At 59.1% G+C, this 17,192-nt stretch carries 14 protein-coding genes and 1 riboswitch; of the genes, 12 read left to right on the plus strand and 2 right to left on the minus strand.

Annotated elements, in window-relative coordinates; genetic code table 11:
- Positions 1-60: 60 nt before the first annotated feature.
- Positions 61-1,494, minus strand: coding sequence for a TolC family outer membrane protein (locus QFX16_RS02440; RefSeq protein ID WP_283182694.1), 1,434 nt, complete (start codon positions 1,492-1,494; stop codon positions 61-63).
- A gap of 192 nt (positions 1,495-1,686) precedes the next feature.
- Positions 1,687-1,792, plus strand: a riboswitch (TPP riboswitch).
- A gap of 164 nt (positions 1,793-1,956) precedes the next feature.
- Here QFX16_RS02440 and thiC point away from each other — a divergent pair.
- Positions 1,957-3,846 (plus strand): phosphomethylpyrimidine synthase ThiC, encoded by a 1,890-nt coding sequence (thiC, locus tag QFX16_RS02445; protein WP_282376652.1) that lies wholly within the window; start codon positions 1,957-1,959, stop codon positions 3,844-3,846.
- A 150-nt stretch (positions 3,847-3,996) separates the two neighbouring features.
- Positions 3,997-5,289: a putative hydroxymethylpyrimidine transporter CytX gene (cytX, locus tag QFX16_RS02450; protein ID WP_283182695.1), complete on the plus strand. Its 1,293-nt coding sequence runs from the start codon at positions 3,997-3,999 to the stop codon at positions 5,287-5,289.
- Here cytX and QFX16_RS02455 read toward each other — a convergent pair.
- Positions 5,258-6,004 carry an RsiV family protein gene (locus QFX16_RS02455; RefSeq protein WP_283182696.1) on the minus strand — a complete coding sequence of 249 codons (747 nt, stop codon included), beginning with the start codon at positions 6,002-6,004 and terminating at the stop codon, positions 5,258-5,260. The two genes, cytX and QFX16_RS02455, sit on opposite strands and share 32 nt — an antisense overlap.
- A gap of 228 nt (positions 6,005-6,232) precedes the next feature.
- Here QFX16_RS02455 and QFX16_RS02460 point away from each other — a divergent pair, with 228 nt between their 5' ends.
- The 10 genes from QFX16_RS02460 (at position 6,233) to QFX16_RS02505 (ending at position 17,093) form a co-directional block, all read left to right on the plus strand.
- Positions 6,233-6,850, plus strand: a complete 618-nt coding sequence (locus tag QFX16_RS02460) for an NUDIX domain-containing protein (RefSeq protein ID WP_283182697.1) — start codon at positions 6,233-6,235, stop codon at positions 6,848-6,850.
- Positions 6,841-7,293, plus strand: coding sequence for a DUF1249 domain-containing protein (locus tag QFX16_RS02465; RefSeq protein WP_008153350.1), 453 nt, complete (start codon positions 6,841-6,843; stop codon positions 7,291-7,293). Before QFX16_RS02460 ends, QFX16_RS02465 begins: the two co-directional genes overlap by 10 nt.
- Before the next feature lie 99 nt (positions 7,294-7,392).
- Entirely contained in the window at positions 7,393-8,208 is an 816-nt protein-coding gene (gene cpdA, locus QFX16_RS02470) for a 3',5'-cyclic-AMP phosphodiesterase (RefSeq protein ID WP_283182698.1), read from the plus strand.
- A gap of 172 nt (positions 8,209-8,380) precedes the next feature.
- On the plus strand, positions 8,381-8,989 hold the full coding sequence (locus QFX16_RS02475) for a YqiA/YcfP family alpha/beta fold hydrolase (protein ID WP_046056736.1): 609 nt from the start codon (positions 8,381-8,383) through the stop codon (positions 8,987-8,989).
- A gap of 54 nt (positions 8,990-9,043) precedes the next feature.
- Positions 9,044-10,948, plus strand: a complete 1,905-nt coding sequence (gene parE / locus QFX16_RS02480) for a DNA topoisomerase IV subunit B (protein WP_150656652.1) — start codon at positions 9,044-9,046, stop codon at positions 10,946-10,948.
- The gene (locus QFX16_RS02485; RefSeq protein ID WP_283182699.1) at positions 10,948-11,937 is read left to right on the plus strand and encodes an esterase-like activity of phytase family protein; all 990 of its coding nucleotides are present in this window, start codon (positions 10,948-10,950) and stop codon (positions 11,935-11,937) included. Before parE ends, QFX16_RS02485 begins: the two co-directional genes overlap by 1 nt.
- Positions 11,934-12,458, plus strand: a complete 525-nt coding sequence (locus QFX16_RS02490; protein WP_033055504.1) for a retropepsin-like aspartic protease family protein — start codon at positions 11,934-11,936, stop codon at positions 12,456-12,458. The genes QFX16_RS02485 and QFX16_RS02490 overlap by 4 nt, the downstream gene beginning before the upstream one ends.
- A gap of 7 nt (positions 12,459-12,465) precedes the next feature.
- On the plus strand, positions 12,466-14,733 hold the full coding sequence (parC, locus tag QFX16_RS02495; RefSeq protein WP_283182700.1) for a DNA topoisomerase IV subunit A: 2,268 nt from the start codon (positions 12,466-12,468) through the stop codon (positions 14,731-14,733).
- 176 nt (positions 14,734-14,909) lie between these two features.
- Entirely contained in the window at positions 14,910-15,623 is a 714-nt protein-coding gene (locus QFX16_RS02500) for a PqiC family protein (RefSeq protein ID WP_283182701.1), read from the plus strand.
- Positions 15,624-15,912: 289 nt separating this feature from the next.
- A protein-coding gene (locus tag QFX16_RS02505; protein ID WP_283182702.1) for an IS3 family transposase occupies positions 15,913-17,093 on the plus strand; the annotation gives its coding sequence in 2 pieces (ribosomal slippage) (positions 15,913-16,168 and positions 16,168-17,093; 1,182 coding nt in all).
- Positions 17,094-17,192 lie beyond the last annotated feature (99 nt).

Genomic DNA, 17,192 nt, shown 5'->3' on the forward strand with positions numbered 1-17,192 from the left:
TGTAGAACGGGGGGCTAATGTGGGAGCGGGCTTGCTCGCGAATGCTGTTTGCTTTTGCTGTCAGGGACGGGCGTTGAGTTGCTCTGCCGCAGCCTTGGCCAGGTCCGGCGGCAGGAAGTCTTTATCCGGGTTGTAGTCGGCCTTGAGATAACGCGCCAGGTCCTGCAAATCCCCTGGGTTCAAGGTGCCCGCGGCCTGTTTCAAGCGCAGGTTGTCGAGGATGTAGTCGTAACGGGTGTTGTTGTAGTTGCGCACCGATGTGTACAGCTGACGCTGCGCATCCAGCACGTCGACGATGTTTCGCGTACCCACCTGATAACCGATTTCGGTCGCTTCCACCGCGCTCTGGTTGGAGATGATCGACTGCTTGCGCGCTTGCACCTGCTCCACATCAGTGTTCACCGCGCGGTGCAGGTTGCGGGTGTTTTCTACCACTTGCCGACGCAGGGATTCGCGCTGTTGTTCGGTTTGATCCAGGCGCGAGTAAGACTCGCGAACCTGTGAAGTGGTCAGGCCGCCGCTGTAGATAGGGATACTCAATTGCAAGGCCAGCGTGCGTTGCTCGACGTTACCGCCGTAAGGCGTACCGAAGGCGTTCGGGTTGCTGAAACCCATGGCGTCGTTGTCACCCTTCTCGTATTTCGCCACGGCATCCAGGGTCGGTGCGTGACCGGCCTTGCGCTGCTTGAGGGTTTCTTCGGCGGCGCTGACGGCGTAGTTGCTGGCCAGCAAATTCAGGTTCTGTTTGGCGGCGGTGTCGACCCAGGCTTTGGCGTCGTTCGGTGCCGGAGGCAGAATCGGCAAGGTGTGGACGATGCCCTGGATCGAGTTGTACTGACGATTGGTCAGGGTGATCAACGCTTCAAACGCATCATCGACCTGACGCTGCGCGACGATCCGGTTGGCTCGCGCGGTGTCGTAACTGGCTTGCGATTGCAGCACGTCGGTCTTGTCCGAGAGGCCGACGTCGAAGCGCTCGTTGGACTGATCGAGCTGACGCTTGAACGCTGCCTCTTCGGCCTTGGTCGAGGCCAGATTGTCTTGGCTGCGCAGCACGTTGAAATAGCTTTCGGACGTTTGCAGGATCAGGTTCTGCTCGGTCGCCGAGAGTTGCAGTGCAGCCTGTTCGTTGACGTCCTTGGCGGCCTGATACTGGAACCAGCGATCGGCACGGAAAAGTGGCTGGGCCAAGGTCGCCTGATAGGAATGGGCGCTGCGATTGGCAACGGCTGACGGTTGATCGAGGTCGGTGCGCACGTTGGCCACCTGGGCACCGCCAGAGATGTTCGGTAACAAACCGGCGCGGGCTTGGGGCACGACTTCTTTCTGCGCGCCGTACTGAGCGCGAGCGGCAGCCAGGTCGGCGTTGTTGTCCACCGCTTCCTGATAGACGCTGACCAGATCGGTTTTGGTCGATAAGGGCGCTTCTGCTGCCCAGGCCATTCCGTTGGACGCACAAGACACGGCAAGGGCCAGTGAGAGTTTGCGCAGCATGAGGCCATCCCTAAAAAATTACGCTGATAATTTGAGCGCCAAGGCTACGGCGCGGCTCATACAGCGTCAAGGCGCGGTATGGCGTAGCGAGTGTAGTTGTGAGCAACGACGGCAACAATCCTGCAATTGCGCCATTCATCATGGTGTTTGCCGCGGTGTTGGCGTTCTTTGCCAGTTGTGTCTAGACTGGCCGGGTTCTTGTCGGGGTGCCTTGCTATGAGGCTGAGATCGAATAATTTCGGATCCCGTTGAACCTGATCAGGTTAGCGCCTGCGTAGGGAACAAGATTTCTCGTCACCCGGCGAGTCCTCTTGTGCTTCGTCCGGGATGTTGTTCGACAATCGAACACCCCTCGAGCACTGAGCACAGCACAGCTGGTTTTCCCAGCGCGCGTGCGTCCATTCGATGACAGGTTCGCTCCGACAAAAAATCCACTGCCTGGATGTGTTCGGAGAGCCCGTGATGACTACAAAACCAAAAATCGCAACCAATCTGAGTGACTCGGCCAAGGTCGATCAGCAATCGGTTCAGCCTTTTACTCGCTCGCAAAAAATCTATGTTCAGGGCACTCGCCCGGACATCCTCGTGCCGATGCGCGAAATCAGCCTTGATGTAACCCCGACCGACTTCGGCGGCGAGATCAACGCGCCTGTCGTTGTGTACGACACTTCGGGCCCGTACACCGACCCCAACGTCATCATCGACGTACGCAAAGGCCTGGCCGATGTGCGTTCGCCGTGGATCGAATCCCGTGGCGACACCGAGCGTCTGCCGGGTCTGAGTTCCAACTTCGGCCAGGAACGCCTCGCCGATGCGGAGCTGACCAAGCTGCGTTTCGCCCACGTGAACAACCCGCGCCGCGCCAAGGCCGGTGCCAACGTGAGCCAGATGCACTACGCCCGCAAAGGCATCATCACCGCCGAGATGGAATACGTCGCCATCCGCGAAAACATGAAGCTTGAAGTGGCGCGCGCCGCTGGCCTGCTGGACCAGCAACACGCCGGTCACAGCTTCGGCGCCAGCGTGCCGAAAATCATCACCCCCGAATTCGTCCGTGAAGAGATCGCCCGCGGTCGCGCGATCATTCCGGCCAACATCAACCACACCGAACTGGAACCGATGATCATCGGCCGTAACTTCCTGGTGAAGATCAACGGCAACATCGGCAACAGCGCGTTGGGTTCGTCCATCGAAGAAGAAGTGGCGAAACTGACCTGGGGCATTCGCTGGGGTTCGGACACGGTCATGGACCTGTCCACCGGCAAACATATTCACGAAACCCGCGAGTGGATCATCCGTAACTCGCCGGTGCCGATCGGTACTGTGCCGATTTATCAGGCTTTGGAAAAAGTCGGCGGCGCTGCCGAAGACCTGACCTGGGAGCTGTTCCGCGACACGCTGATCGAACAGGCCGAGCAGGGCGTCGACTACTTCACCATCCACGCCGGCGTGCTGCTGCGCTACGTGCCACTGACCGCCAAACGCGTGACCGGCATCGTTTCCCGTGGCGGTTCGATCATGGCCAAGTGGTGCCTGGCGCATCACAAAGAAAACTTCCTCTACACCCATTTCGAAGACATCTGCGAAATCATGAAGGCCTACGACGTCAGCTTCTCGCTGGGCGATGGCCTGCGTCCGGGCTCGATTGCCGACGCCAACGACGCGGCACAATTCGGTGAGCTGGAAACCCTCGGTGAGCTGACCAAGATCGCGTGGAAGCACGACGTGCAGTGCATGATCGAAGGCCCGGGCCACGTGCCAATGCAGTTGATCAAAGAGAACATGGACAAGCAGCTGGAATGCTGCGACGAGGCGCCGTTCTACACCCTCGGCCCGCTGACCACTGACATCGCGCCAGGCTACGACCACATCACCTCGGGCATCGGTGCGGCGATGATCGGCTGGTTCGGTTGCGCCATGCTCTGCTACGTGACGCCGAAGGAACACTTGGGTCTGCCGAACAAGGATGACGTGAAGACCGGGATCATCACCTACAAGATCGCCGCGCATGCCGCCGATCTGGCAAAAGGGCATCCGGGTGCGCAGATTCGCGACAATGCCTTGAGCAAGGCGCGTTTCGAATTCCGTTGGGAAGACCAGTTCAACCTGGGCCTTGATCCGGACACTGCGCGTTCGTATCACGATGAAACCCTGCCGAAAGATTCGGCCAAGGTCGCGCACTTCTGCTCCATGTGTGGGCCGAAATTCTGTTCGATGAAGATCACCCAGGAAGTCCGCGAATACGCAGCCAACCAGCGTATCGAAACCGTCGACGCCGAAGTCGCCCAGGGACTGGCGGAACAGGCCGAGCGGTTCAAACAGGAAGGCAGTCAGCTGTACAAGAAGGTTTGATCTGACCTGAAAAGGTGGGGCCAGAAAGGGCCCCATCGCCAGCAGGCTGGCTCCCACACTGGATTTGTGGTGTTCACAAGTCCCCTGTGGGAGCCAGCCTGCTGGCGATAGCGATCACATAACAACAAATGTCCCTCTGAGATAACACCCTTGAGCATTCAACCCAGCACTTATTCCCCAGATATCGCGGTGCCCAAAGACAAACGTGTCTTTGGCGGCCGCGATCTGTTTTCCCTGTGGTTCTCCCTCGGCATCGGTCTGATGGTCCTGCAGACCGGCGCTCTGCTCGCACCAGGTCTGGGCCTGTCCGGCTCGTTGCTGGCCATCTTCCTCGGTACGCTGGTCGGTGTTCTGCTGCTGGCTGCGGTCGGCGTGATCGGCAGCGACACCGGCCTGTCGTCGATGGCCGCGCTCAAACTCAGCCTCGGTGCAAAAGGCGCGAGCCTGCCTGCCGTATTGAACCTGCTGCAACTGATCGGTTGGGGCTCGTTCGAAATCATCGTCATGCGCGATGCCGCCAGCCTGCTCGGCGCGCGTGCGTTCAGCGAAGGCAGTCTGTTGTCCAGTCCATTGCTCTGGACTGTGTTCTTTGGTGGTTTGGCGACCTTGCTGGCCGTCAGTGGTCCGCTGACATTCGTGCGACAGATCCTGCGCAAGTGGGGCATCTGGGTGCTCCTGGCCGCGTGCATCTGGCTGACCTGGAACCTGTTCGCCAAGGCTGATCTGGCGACGTTGTGGGCGCAGGCCGGTGATGGTTCGATGTCGTTCGCCGTGGGCTTCGACATTGCCATCGCCATGCCGCTGTCCTGGCTGCCACTGATTGCCGACTACTCGCGTTTCGGCAAGCGTGCGAAAAACGTGTTCGGCGGCACGGCAGTGGGTTTCTTTGTTGGTAACTTCTGGCTGATGAGCCTGGGCGTGGCCTACACCCTGGCGTTTGCGCCGAGCGGAGAAGTGAATGCCTTGCTGTTGGCATTGGCCGGTGCTGGCCTCGGGATTCCGCTGCTGCTGATCCTGCTGGATGAGTCGGAAAATGCCTTTGCCGATATTCACTCGGCAGCGGTGTCCAGCGGAATTCTGTTGCGCTTGAAAGTCGAGCATCTGGCCTTGGCCATCGGCGTGATCTGCACACTGATCGCGTGCCTGGCGCCATTGGCCCAGTATCAAAACTTCCTGCTGTTGATCGGTTCGGTGTTTGCGCCGCTGTTCGGCGTGGTGCTGGTGGATCACTTCATCCTGCGCAAACGCAGTGCTCGCGTGGCGTCAGCCACATTGCGCTGGCCTGCGTTGCTCGCCTGGTTGGGCGGAGTAAGCACCTATCATTTGCTGGCTAATCTGTACCCGGACATCGGCGCAACCCTGCCGTCACTGATTCTGGCAGGGCTGCTGCAACTCGTGCTGGGTCAGGCCTTCAGTTACGGCCAGGAAACAGCTCGGGCTTGATGATGCCGTTCAGGCGAGGGTAGGGGATCTTCAGTTCGATGTGGCCCAGCGCGTAAGGCGCGATGGTGCTGGTTTCGTACTTGAGGATCACGCCGCCGTAGGTCAGCGCCACGTTTTGGGTTTTCTGGAATTGCCAGTTCTTCAGGAACTCCGGTTCCTGATCGAGCTTGGTGCTGATCAGCCAACTGTTGTGTGCCACCTGCGCGGCTTTCCAGAACGCCTCTTCCTGCCCGGGCACTAACATGTCCGACAGCGTCAGCACTTTGTGTTGCTGGCGTGAATAGTTGATGAAGCTGCGGCCCGGCGTGCCATGGGCGCCGCCGGTGTCCAGGTAGCTGGAGAATTCAACGATCACCAAGCCGTCATGCTGCTCACGTACCTTGGCTTGCAGGTAACTGCTGTAGCGCGGGCCGGCACTGCTCAAAAACTGCTCGCGATACGCTGCCAGCGTCGGCGCTACCGGGGCATCGGGCGAGGTGCGGGTCATTTGCAGCAGGCGTTTTTCGATAATGCCGTCCAACTGCGGTTCGTCTGGGAAGCGCAGCGTATCGATGTTCACCAGTGGGCAGTCAGGTGTTGTGCAACCCGGTTTCAGTTGTTCGGAAGCGTCGCGGGTGGTTTCCAGCGGCGTCCGGTAGTTGGGTTGGAACAAACTCTGGCAGGCGCCCAGGGTCAGGGCGATTGCGGCCACGGAGGCGATTTTAAAAAGCGACATGGGCGTCCTTCATAAAACAGGGAAAGGCAAAAAGTTATCCGCTTCGACTCTCAACGAAGCAGTCAGTTCGCCACTAAGCTAATTAGAGTTGGTTTCGCCCTCACCGTCTATCCCGCTGACTGTAAAGGGGCTGCATCAAAGGTCGCGGGCGCGTTAGGATGGCGCGAAGTCGAGGTTGCAAGTAACAAAAAGGAGCCTCGTAACGGATTTGCAGTAAAGAGGATAGTCATGACTGATTTTGCCAACGCCATTCCGACCGCCGTTGATATCGTCCGGCGCGAAAAGTGCTACGAGGGCTTCTATAAGCTTGATCGTGTGCACTTGCGTCACGAATTGTTCGCCGGTGGCATGAGTCGCGAGATCAATCGTGAAGTGTTTGTTCGCCACGATGCGGTGTGCGTACTGCCTTACGATCCGCAGCGTGACGAAGTGGTGTTGATCGAGCAGTTTCGCGTCGGCGCCATGGGCAAGACCGACAATCCATGGCTGATCGAACTGGTCGCCGGTCTGATCGACAAGGATGAAGTGCCGGAAGAAGTTGCTCACCGCGAGGCGCAGGAGGAAGCTGGGCTTGTGTTCGGGGCGCTCTGGCCGATGACCAAGTACTTTCCATCGCCGGGCGGCAGCAATGAATTTGTGCACTTGTACCTGGGGCGTTGCGACAGCACCGGCGTCGGCGGCCTGCATGGGCTGGAGGAAGAAGCAGAAGATATCCGCGTCACGGTCTGGGCGTTCGAAGATGCCCTGCAGGCTGTACGCGACGGACGAATTGCCAACGCGGCCAGCATCATTGCCTTGCAATGGCTAGCTTTGAACCGCGTTGAAGTGAGGGGGTTATGGTCGTAAACAAACTGCGCGATCGTTATCGGGTCGACCTCGTGGGGCTGCAAGCCTCCTGCGAGGCCAACTACGCGCGCCTGATGCGACTGCTACCGGACATGCGCAACGAGCCGGAGGCGCGGCGCATTGCCGTGACCCACGGCGACCAGATGCTCGGCGTGCTGGCCCTTGAAGTCCTTCAAGTCTGCCCGTACACCACAACCTTGCAAGTGCGCCAGGAACACAGCCTGCCGTGGCTGCCGGTGCCGCAACTGGAAGTTCAGGTCTATCACGACGCGTGCATGGCCGAAGTCGTCAGCGCCGAACATGCGCGACGCTTTCGCGGCATCTATCCTTACCCGAATGCCTCAATGCATCAGCCGGACGAAAAGGCCCAGCTGAATATGTTTCTGGGCGAATGGCTGAGCCATTGCCTGGCCTGCGGGCACGAGTACGCCGTTGTGCGCTGAGTGTGAACTGCATCAAGTTCACAGGTTTCCCCTTTTGATCATCCCCCAGCATAATTGCGGCACTCATCCAATCCCGTGATTCAGCCCTGGGAGAACGCCTTGCCGAGCGTATCCACATCGACCACCGCCGATTCGGCGTTGCTGGTGCAACTTTCCGACAGTCATCTGTTTGCCGAGACGGACGGGACGTTGTTGGGCATGAATACCTGTGACAGCCTGCAAAAAGTCATTGAGCTGGTGCGGCTTCAGCAGCCGCAGATCGACCTGATTATTGCCAGTGGCGATCTTTCTCAGGACGGGACGCTGGAGTCCTATCAGCAATTTCGCGACCTGACGCGGCAGCTCGATGCGCCGGCGCGCTGGATTCCCGGTAATCATGATGAGCCGCGGATCATGGCGGAGGCCGCCGTGCAGAGCGCGTTGCTTGAGCCGGTGGTGGATGTCGCTAACTGGCGCGTCACATTGCTCGATTCGGCCGTACCGGGTTCGGTGCCGGGGTATTTGCAAGATGAGCAGCTACAGTTGCTGGCCCGTTCGTTGAGTGAGGCGCCGGAGCGCCATCATCTGGTGTGCTTCCATCATCATCCGGTGTCGATTGGCTGTGTGTGGATGGAGCCGATTGGATTGCGCAATCCAGACGCGTTGTTTGCCGTGCTGGATCGGTTTCCGCAGGTGCGCGCTGTTTTATGGGGGCATGTGCATCAAGAGATCGACCAGGTTCGCAAGGGTGTGCGGCTGATTGCCTCGCCTTCCACGTGTATTCAGTTCGAACCGGGCAGTGATGATTTCAAGGTCAGTGACCAGGCGCCGGGGTATCGCTGGTTGCGGCTTTTGCCTGATGGCCAGCTGGAAACCGGCGTGGAACGCGTTACCGGGTTCGACTTCGAGGTTGATTACGGCTCCAACGGCTATTGATCACCCCGTCCCCCTGTAGGAGCACGGCTTGCCGGCGATGGCGTCTTTGAAGTCGCCATCGCGAGCAAGCTTTGCTCCTAAAGGTGCGCGTACATTTCGATGGATGCTGGCGCCCAACATTTCCCGGCACCCTGTAAACTGCGCCTCTTTACCCGACGCACAGGGAGCTCAAATGTCTGGTTCGATCCTTTATATCCACGGTTTCAACAGCGCGCCCTCGTCTAAAAAGGCTACGCAGTTGGTACAAGTGATGGAACGTCTGGGCTTGAGCGATCAGTTGCGCGTTCCGGCCTTGCATCACCATCCGCGTGAGGCCATCGGTCAGCTAAACAAGGCGATTGAGGAGCTTGGGCGACCACTGCTGGTCGGCAGCTCACTCGGCGGCTACTATGCGACTCACTTGGCCGAGCGCCATGGCCTCAAGGCCCTGTTGATCAACCCTGCCGTCAGTCCGCACCGGATGTTCGACGGGTATCTGGGGACGCAGAAAAACCTGTATACCGATGAGGCCTGGGAGTTGACCCACGACCACGTGACGGCCCTGGCCGAGCTGGAAGTGCCGGCGCCCCAGGACCCGCAGCGGTATCAGGTGTGGTTGCAGACCGGCGATGAAACGCTGGACTATCGCCTCGCCCAGCAGTACTACCGGGCCTGTGCCTTGCGTATCCAGGCCGGCGGCGACCATAGTTTTCAGGGTTTTGCCGCGCAACTTCCGGCAATGCTCAGTTTTGCCGGCATCGGCGCAGATTTGTATCAGGCGATTGATTTCACTGCACTGTGAGTCGTCGCCTCTTTTTCACAGAACACTCTTTTTACAGGCGGACGACGAGACCCCATGGCCACTCCCAGCGCTAGCTCTTATAACGCAGACGCCATCGAAGTCCTCTCGGGCCTCGACCCGGTGCGCAAACGCCCCGGCATGTACACCGACACCAGTCGGCCGAACCACCTCGCCCAGGAAGTCATCGACAACAGCGTCGACGAAGCCTTGGCCGGGCACGCGACCTCGGTGCAGGTCATCCTGCACGCCGATCACTCCCTGGAAGTCAGCGATGACGGTCGCGGCATGCCGGTGGATATCCACGCCGAAGAAGGCGTCTCGGGCGTCGAGCTGATCCTCACCAAGCTCCATGCGGGTGGCAAGTTTTCCAACAAGAATTACCAGTTCTCCGGCGGTCTGCACGGGGTGGGTATTTCCGTGGTCAACGCCTTGTCGAACGAAGTCCGGGTGCGCGTAAAGCGTGACGGCAACGAATACCAGATGACCTTCGCCGACGGTTACAAGAAAACCGAGCTGGAAATCATTGGTACCGTCGGCAAGCGCAACACGGGTACCAGCGTATTCTTCGCGCCGGACCCGAAATACTTCGATTCGCCGAAATTCTCCATCAGCCGCCTCAAGCACGTACTCAAGGCCAAGGCCGTTCTGTGCCCGGGGCTGCTGGTCAGTTTTGAAGACAAAGCCACCGGCGAGAAAGTCGAATGGCATTACGAAGACGGTCTGCGCTCCTATCTGGTGGACGCGGTCAACGGATTCGAGCGTCTGCCGGACGAACCGTTCTGCGGCAGCCTGGCCGGTAACAAAGAAGCGGTCGATTGGGCGCTGCTGTGGTTGCCGGAAGGTGGCGACAGCGTTCAGGAAAGCTACGTCAACCTGATCCCGACGGCGCAGGGCGGTACCCACGTCAACGGTCTGCGTCAGGGTTTGCTCGACGCGATGCGCGAGTTCTGCGAATTCCGCAGCCTGCTCCCTCGTGGCGTGAAACTGGCGCCGGAAGACGTCTGGGAGCGCATCGCTTTCGTGCTGTCGATGAAGATGCAAGAGCCGCAATTCTCCGGCCAGACCAAAGAGCGTCTGTCGTCCCGTGAAGCGGCCGCGTTCGTTTCCGGTGTGGTCAAGGATGCCTTCAGCCTGTGGCTCAACGCCAACCCGGAAACCGGCATGTTGCTGGCGGAACTGGCGATCAACAATGCCGGCCGTCGTCTGAAGGCCAGCAAGAAGGTCGAGCGCAAGCGCATCACGGCGGGGCCGGCACTGCCGGGCAAACTCGCCGACTGCGCCGGACAGGACCCGATGCGTTCCGAGCTGTTCCTGGTGGAAGGTGATTCCGCCGGCGGTTCGGCCAAGCAGGCGCGAGACAAAGAATTTCAAGCAATCCTGCCGTTGCGCGGCAAGATTCTGAACACCTGGGAAGTCGACGGCAGCGAAGTGCTGGCCAGCCAGGAAGTGCACAACATCGCCGTGGCCATCGGTGTCGATCCGGGCTCGGCGGACATCGCTCAGCTGCGTTACGGCAAGATCTGCATCCTCGCCGACGCCGACTCCGACGGTCTGCACATCGCCACCTTGCTGTGCGCGTTGTTCGTTCAGCATTTCCGCCCGTTGGTGGATGCCGGTCACGTCTACGTCGCGATGCCGCCGTTGTACCGTATCGACCTGGGCAAAGAGATTTACTACGCCCTGGACGAAGCCGAACGCGATGGCATTCTCGATCGTCTGGTGGCCGAGAAGAAACGCGGCAAGCCGCAGGTCACACGATTCAAAGGTCTGGGTGAAATGAACCCGCCGCAGCTGCGCGAAACCACCATGGACCCGAACACTCGGCGTCTGGTGCAGCTGACGCTGGAGGATTTTGAAGCGACCTCGGAAATGATGGACATGCTGCTGGCGAAGAAACGCGCCGGTGACCGTAAATCCTGGCTGGAATCCAAAGGTAACCTGGCCGAGGTTCTTGGCTGATGCGGGTTGGCTTTGCCCTGGCGTGTGCGTTACTTCTGACCTCGGTTTCGGTGTTTGCCGAGCCGGTGCCGGAACTGCGCCTGTTGTCCGAGCATCCCATTGACGGTATGCGCGGCGGCAACCTGTCAGGGTTGGCCCAGTGCGGCAAGGATATGTGGACGGTGTCGGATCGCGACGATGATCAGATTTACCGGCTCGATACCCGCGACAGGGTATGGCAAGCCGAAACCGTGGGCATCGGTGTACCACCGGTGCCAGACAGCGGTTTGCCCTGGGGCTTGCGTTCGCGAACCTGGGTGGCGTCGTTTGTCCGTGGTGGGGATCTGGATTTTGAAGGCATCACCTGCGACAACGCCGGGAATCGCTACATCGTCAGCGAATCCCATGCTGCGATTCTGCAAGTGCCACCCGTTGGGCCATCGTCCTGGCTGAAGATCTCGCCGATTCTGATTCGCGAAGCCCGGGCCAGCGGCATGCTGCTGCACTTCAATGCGTTGTTCGAGGGCCTGGCGATCAATCCGGCGGGTGATCAATTGTGGCTCGCCGCCGAGCGTCAAAGCCGTGGATTGTTGCTGATCAAGCGCAAACAAACGGTATGGGATTGCGATGGTGGCTGTGTGTTGCTGAGCGAAGCCGGGAAAGAAATGCAGCCGGCGCAGTTTCCCCGAGCCAAAGCAGTGTCCCGAGACTTTGCCGACCTGTCGCTGTTCAACGGCAAGCTGTTTACCCTTGAGCGCAACGCTTACCAGATCTGCCGCCGTGATTCGGTGACGGCCAAGCTCGAGCGCTGCTGGTCGTTTGCCGATGAAGCCTTGCAGGCGCATCGCCGCTATTCAAATCCTTACGGCCTGACTGAAGCGTTGATTGTTGACGCCGAGGGCGCGTGGATTGGCACCGACAACAACAACGATGCCCGCGCCGATGGCGAGGAACGTCCGATCGTCTGGCGCTTTGCCGCACCTGAAGGTGGCTGGAGCGCCAAGTCATGAGTCAGCAGCCGCCGGGCAAACGCGCCGGTCGTGTGTTGATGGTGCTGGCCTGGTGCGCGGCGCTGTTTCTGGCGACGCGGTTTTTCGGTCAGTGGGAAGCGCGTCAGCAGAATCCCAACACCGTCGTCAGCTCTGAGCAGGGCGAAGGTTTTATCGAAGTGAAACTGGCCAGCAACACGCAGGGTCACTTCGTCGCCAGCGGCCAGATCAACGGCCAACCGGTGGATTTCATGCTCGATACCGGGGCGACCGACGTGTCGATCCCGGCGGAAATGGCCGAACGGCTGAAACTGGAAAAAGGCTTTGGGGTGACCCTGAGCACAGCCAACGGTCGCACCCAGGGTTACCGAACCCGCATCGACCGGCTGCAACTGGGTGACATTGTGCTGCGCGATGTGCGCGCCCTCGTCGTGCCAGGCCTGGATGGCAAACAAGTGCTGCTCGGAATGAGCGCGCTGAACAAACTTGAATTTACCCAGCGCGGTGGCACCATGCTGCTGCGCCAGACAACGAACCGATGAGGCCCGCATGAGCGACTCCCTTGATCTCAGCCTGGACGGTGTAGAACGCCGGTCACTGGCTGACTTCACCGAAAATGCCTACCTCAACTATTCCATGTACGTGATCATGGACCGTGCCTTGCCGCATATTGGCGACGGCCTGAAACCGGTACAGCGACGCATTATCTATGCGATGAGCGAGTTGGGGCTGGACGCCGATTCCAAGCACAAGAAGTCGGCGCGTACCGTCGGTGACGTGCTCGGTAAGTTCCACCCGCACGGCGACTCGGCCTGCTACGAAGCCATGGTCCTTATGGCCCAGCCGTTCAGCTACCGCTACACGCTGGTCGACGGCCAGGGTAACTGGGGTGCGCCGGATGATCCCAAGTCCTTCGCCGCCATGCGTTACACCGAAGCGCGGCTGTCGCGTTATTCCGAAGTGCTGCTCAGCGAACTGGGCCAGGGCACGGCAGACTGGGGCCCGAACTTCGACGGCACCCTCGACGAACCGCTGGTGTTGCCAGCACGTTTGCCGAACATCCTGCTCAACGGCACCACCGGCATCGCCGTGGGCATGGCCACCGACGTACCGCCGCACAATCTGCGCGAAGTCGCCACGGCTTGCGTGCGTTTGCTGGATGAACCGAAAGCCACGGTCGAACAGCTCTGCGAGCACATCCAGGGCCCGGATTACCCGACCGAAGCGGAAATCATCACGCCACGTGCCGACCTGCTGAAAATGTACGAAACCGGCAAGGGCTCGGTGCGCATGCGCGCCGTGTACCACATCGAAGACGGCGATATCATCGTCACCGCGCTGCCGCATCAGGTGTCGGGCGCCAAGGTGCTGGAACAGATCGCGGCCATGATGCAGGCCAAACCGTCGAAAGCCCCGCAGATCGCTGACCTGCGAGACGAGTCCGACCACGAGAACCCGTGCCGGATCGTGATTATTCCGGGCGCACGCAAAAACTTTGATCACGACGCTCTGATGCAGCACCTGTTCGCCAGCACCGAGCTGGAGTCGAGCTACCGGGTCAACATCAACATCATCGGTCTGGACGGCAAGCCGCAGTTGAAAAACCTGCGCGCGCTGTTGGTCGAGTGGCTGGAATTCCGGGTCCAGACTGTGCGTCGTCGCCTGCAATTCCGCCTCGATAAGGTCGAGCGTCGCCTGCACCTGTTGGACGGTTTGTTGATTGCCTACCTCAACCTGGATGAAGTGATTCACATCATCCGCACCGAGGAGCACCCGAAAACCGCGCTGATCGAGCGTTTCGCCCTGAGCGAAATCCAGGCCGACTACATTCTCGACACCCGTTTGCGTCAGTTGGCGCGACTGGAAGAAATGAAGTTGCGTGCCGAGCAAGATGAACTGCTCAAGGAGCAGGCCAAGCTGCAAGCCCTGCTGGGGAGCGAAGCCAAGCTGAAAAAACTGGTCCGCACCGAGCTGATCAAGGACGCTGAAACCTACGGCGATGACCGTCGCTCGCCAATCGTCGAGCGCACCGAAGCCAAGGCCCTGACCGAGCACGATCTGCTGCCGAACGAGAAAGTGACCGTCGTCCTGTCGGAAAAAGGCTGGGTTCGTTCTGCCAAGGGGCACGAAATCGACGCCACCGGGCTTTCCTACAAGGCCGGGGATGGTTTCAAGGCTCTGGCGCCCGGGCGCTCCAACCAGTTTGCGGTGTTTATCGATTCCACCGGTCGCAGCTATTCGGTGGCCGCGCACACGCTGCCATCGGCCCGTGGCCAGGGCGAACCGCTTACCGGTCGTCTGACGCCGCCGCCAGGGGCAAGCTTCGAATGCGTGCTGATGCCGGAAGACGATTCGCTGTACGTGATCGCCTCCGACGCCGGTTACGGTTTCGTGGTAAAAGGTGAAGACCTGCAAGCCAAGAACAAGGCGGGCAAGGCGCTGTTGAGCCTGCCGAACAACGCCAAGGTGATTCTGCCGCGTCCGGTGGCTGATCGTGAGCAGAACTGGCTGGCCTCGGTGACCACCGAAGGTCGCCTGCTGATCTTCAAAATCAGCGATCTGCCACAATTAGGTAAAGGTAAAGGTAATAAGATCATCGGGATTTCCGGTGAGCGTGTTGCCAGCCGCGAAGAATATGTCACGGACATCGCCGTTCTGCCGGATGGCGCCACATTGGTGCTGCAGGCCGGAAAACGTACCTTGTCACTAAAAGCAGACGACCTCGAACACTACAAAGGTGAGCGTGGACGTCGTGGTAACAAATTGCCACGTGGCTTTCAGAGGGTAGATGCGCTGCTCGTCGAAAACCTCAATTAAGCGTCCTAGAGCGCTCGATCTACGATTTAACGCGTAGATCGACGCTTTGGCGCTGGAGTCGGAACGCATATTCACGGATGATATGGCCTTTCAAGCGCCGGCGTGGCCGAGCGTTCTTCATATTTATTGAGTATTTTCACTGTGGTTAGCCTTGTGGCAACCACCTGGATGGGACGATGACTGCTCTGCGCCTTCCTTTTATTTTGATGCTCGCCGGCGTTCTTGGCCTGGCGGGTTGCAGCACTCACCAACCGGTGTCGCTGTATCAGCTGGACAGCGGAAGTCCGGCTCAGCCTGCGCAAAGCGCGGGCATGGCTGTATTGCTGGGTCCGGTAACTGTAGCTGATTACCTGCAACGCGAAACGTTGTTGCAGCGACAGCCGGATGGCAGCCTGCAAGCTTCGGCTGATGGTCGTTGGGCGGGTAGCCTGTCGTCGGATATCGATCAGCTGCTGCTGCGTCAGGTCGCCGGTCATCTGGACAGTCAGCGCGTAGTGCTGGCGCCAGCGACAGTGGGCTTCACGCCGGATGTGCAGGTTCTGCTGACGATTACTCGCCTGGACTCGGGTGAGGCGCAACCGGCGATCCTTGATGCGCAATGGCGTTTGATCGACCGTCGTGGCCATGTTCGTGATAACCGCATCATTCATCTGCAGGAACAGCATGCCGGTGGCACGGCGGCTCAGGTTCAGGCTCAGGGTGTATTGCTGCAGCGTCTGGCCGAACAACTGTCGACGGCACTCAAGCCGCTGGCCAATCAGCCACCGATTGCCGAAGCGCCAAAAAAACCGGCTGCCAAGCCTGTGGCGCCTGCGGCAGAAAAGGATAAGCAACCGAAGATTCCGATGGCTTCGCCGATCCGGACCGATATGGAAGTGTTCAGGTTCTAAGCCTGGATTGATCCGAAGCAAAGCCCGCATTGATGCGGGTTTTGTTGTTTCTGAGGATTGATTGGTGAGTGCCTCGAATATGTGTACGGCTTGAGATCCACCATGTCTCCGAACACCTGTCCACCATGTGTCCGGTACAAACACCCCAGAGGGGAGAGGGGGAAAGGGAGCGGATCTTCAAGCTTTTCAAGCCTGAGTTCGACTCGGAATCTCAGGTCGATGTACTGCAGTGGTCTAATTTCCCCGGACACCCCGATAGGTGGAAAATGCACCTATTGAGGAGTTCTCCATGACCGACAAACGTAAAGTATTCGACGACAGCTTCAAGCTGGAAGTTGTAAAGATGATCAAGGACCAGGGCCTGAGTGTTTCACAGGTTTGTCGTGATCTTGATATTGGTGATACGGCCGTTCGACGCTGGGTACAACAGTATGAGGCCGAGAAGTTGGGACAAGCCGGGATCGGCAAGCCGCTGACCTCTGAGCAACAGCGTATTCGTCAGTTGGAGCAAGAAAACCGTCAACTCAAGATGGATAACGATGTACTAAAAAAAGCCACCGCCTTCTTTGCCCGCGAGCTGAAGTAACGTACCGCTTGGTTCGGCAGCTGCAACAGAAGGCTTATTCGGTGGCGTATGTGTGTCGTTTGTTGGGGGTTAGTCGATCCGGCTTCTACGAGGCCAACAAGCGCGCTGAGGCTCCTGCATCGATCTGCCCCGTTGCTCTGCAACTCAAGGCGTCGTTTGCTGAAAGTGGCGGCTGCTATGGCAGTCGCCCATTGCGTAAAGCGTTACGTGCAAAGGGTATGGAAGTAGGCATTTACAAGATTCGCCGCATGATGCGCGTCAACGGCCTGCGTTCGGCCTGGAAGCGTAAATTTGTGCACACCACCGACAGCAAACATGACCTGCCGATTGCTGAAAATGTATTGAACCGCCAATTTGAACCCGAGGCGGCGAACAAGGCCTGGGTAGCAGACATTACCTACATCCGAACCCGCAGTGGCTGGTTGTATCTGGCTGTGGTGCTGGACTTGTTCTCACGCAAGGTAGTGGGCTGGTCAATGGCGCCGAACATGCCCGCTGAACTGGTGTGCAGTGCAATGCAGCTGGCGGTTGCTCAACGTCAACCGCCACCCGGCTTGATCGCCCACTCGGATCGCGGCAGCCAGTACGCGAGTGCGAGCTACAGAGCGCTGCTGGCAAGAAGTGACATGCAGCAAAGCATGAGCCGTAAAGGTAACTGCTGGGATAACGCAGTGATGGAGCGCTTCTTCCTGAGCTTGAAAATGGAGCGGGTATGGCGACGTGATTACGCCAACCATGGCGAGGCGATACGCGACATCACTGAGTACATCGTTGGGTTTTACAACAACGAACGGCTGCACTCGAAACTGGGATATCTGCCACCGACAGTTTATGAACGGGCGATGGCATCAAAATCACCTATCGAGGTGTCCGGAATTAGTTGACCACGACAGTACCTCGAAAGACACCTCGGTCAGTCCCCTCGCCCCTCTGGGGAGAGGGTTAGGGTGAGGGGTGGCTCTAGAGGCAAGCGCATTTTTCAG

It is taken from the genome of Pseudomonas svalbardensis, from assembly GCF_030053115.1.
GTDB lineage: Bacteria > Pseudomonadota > Gammaproteobacteria > Pseudomonadales > Pseudomonadaceae > Aquipseudomonas > Aquipseudomonas svalbardensis.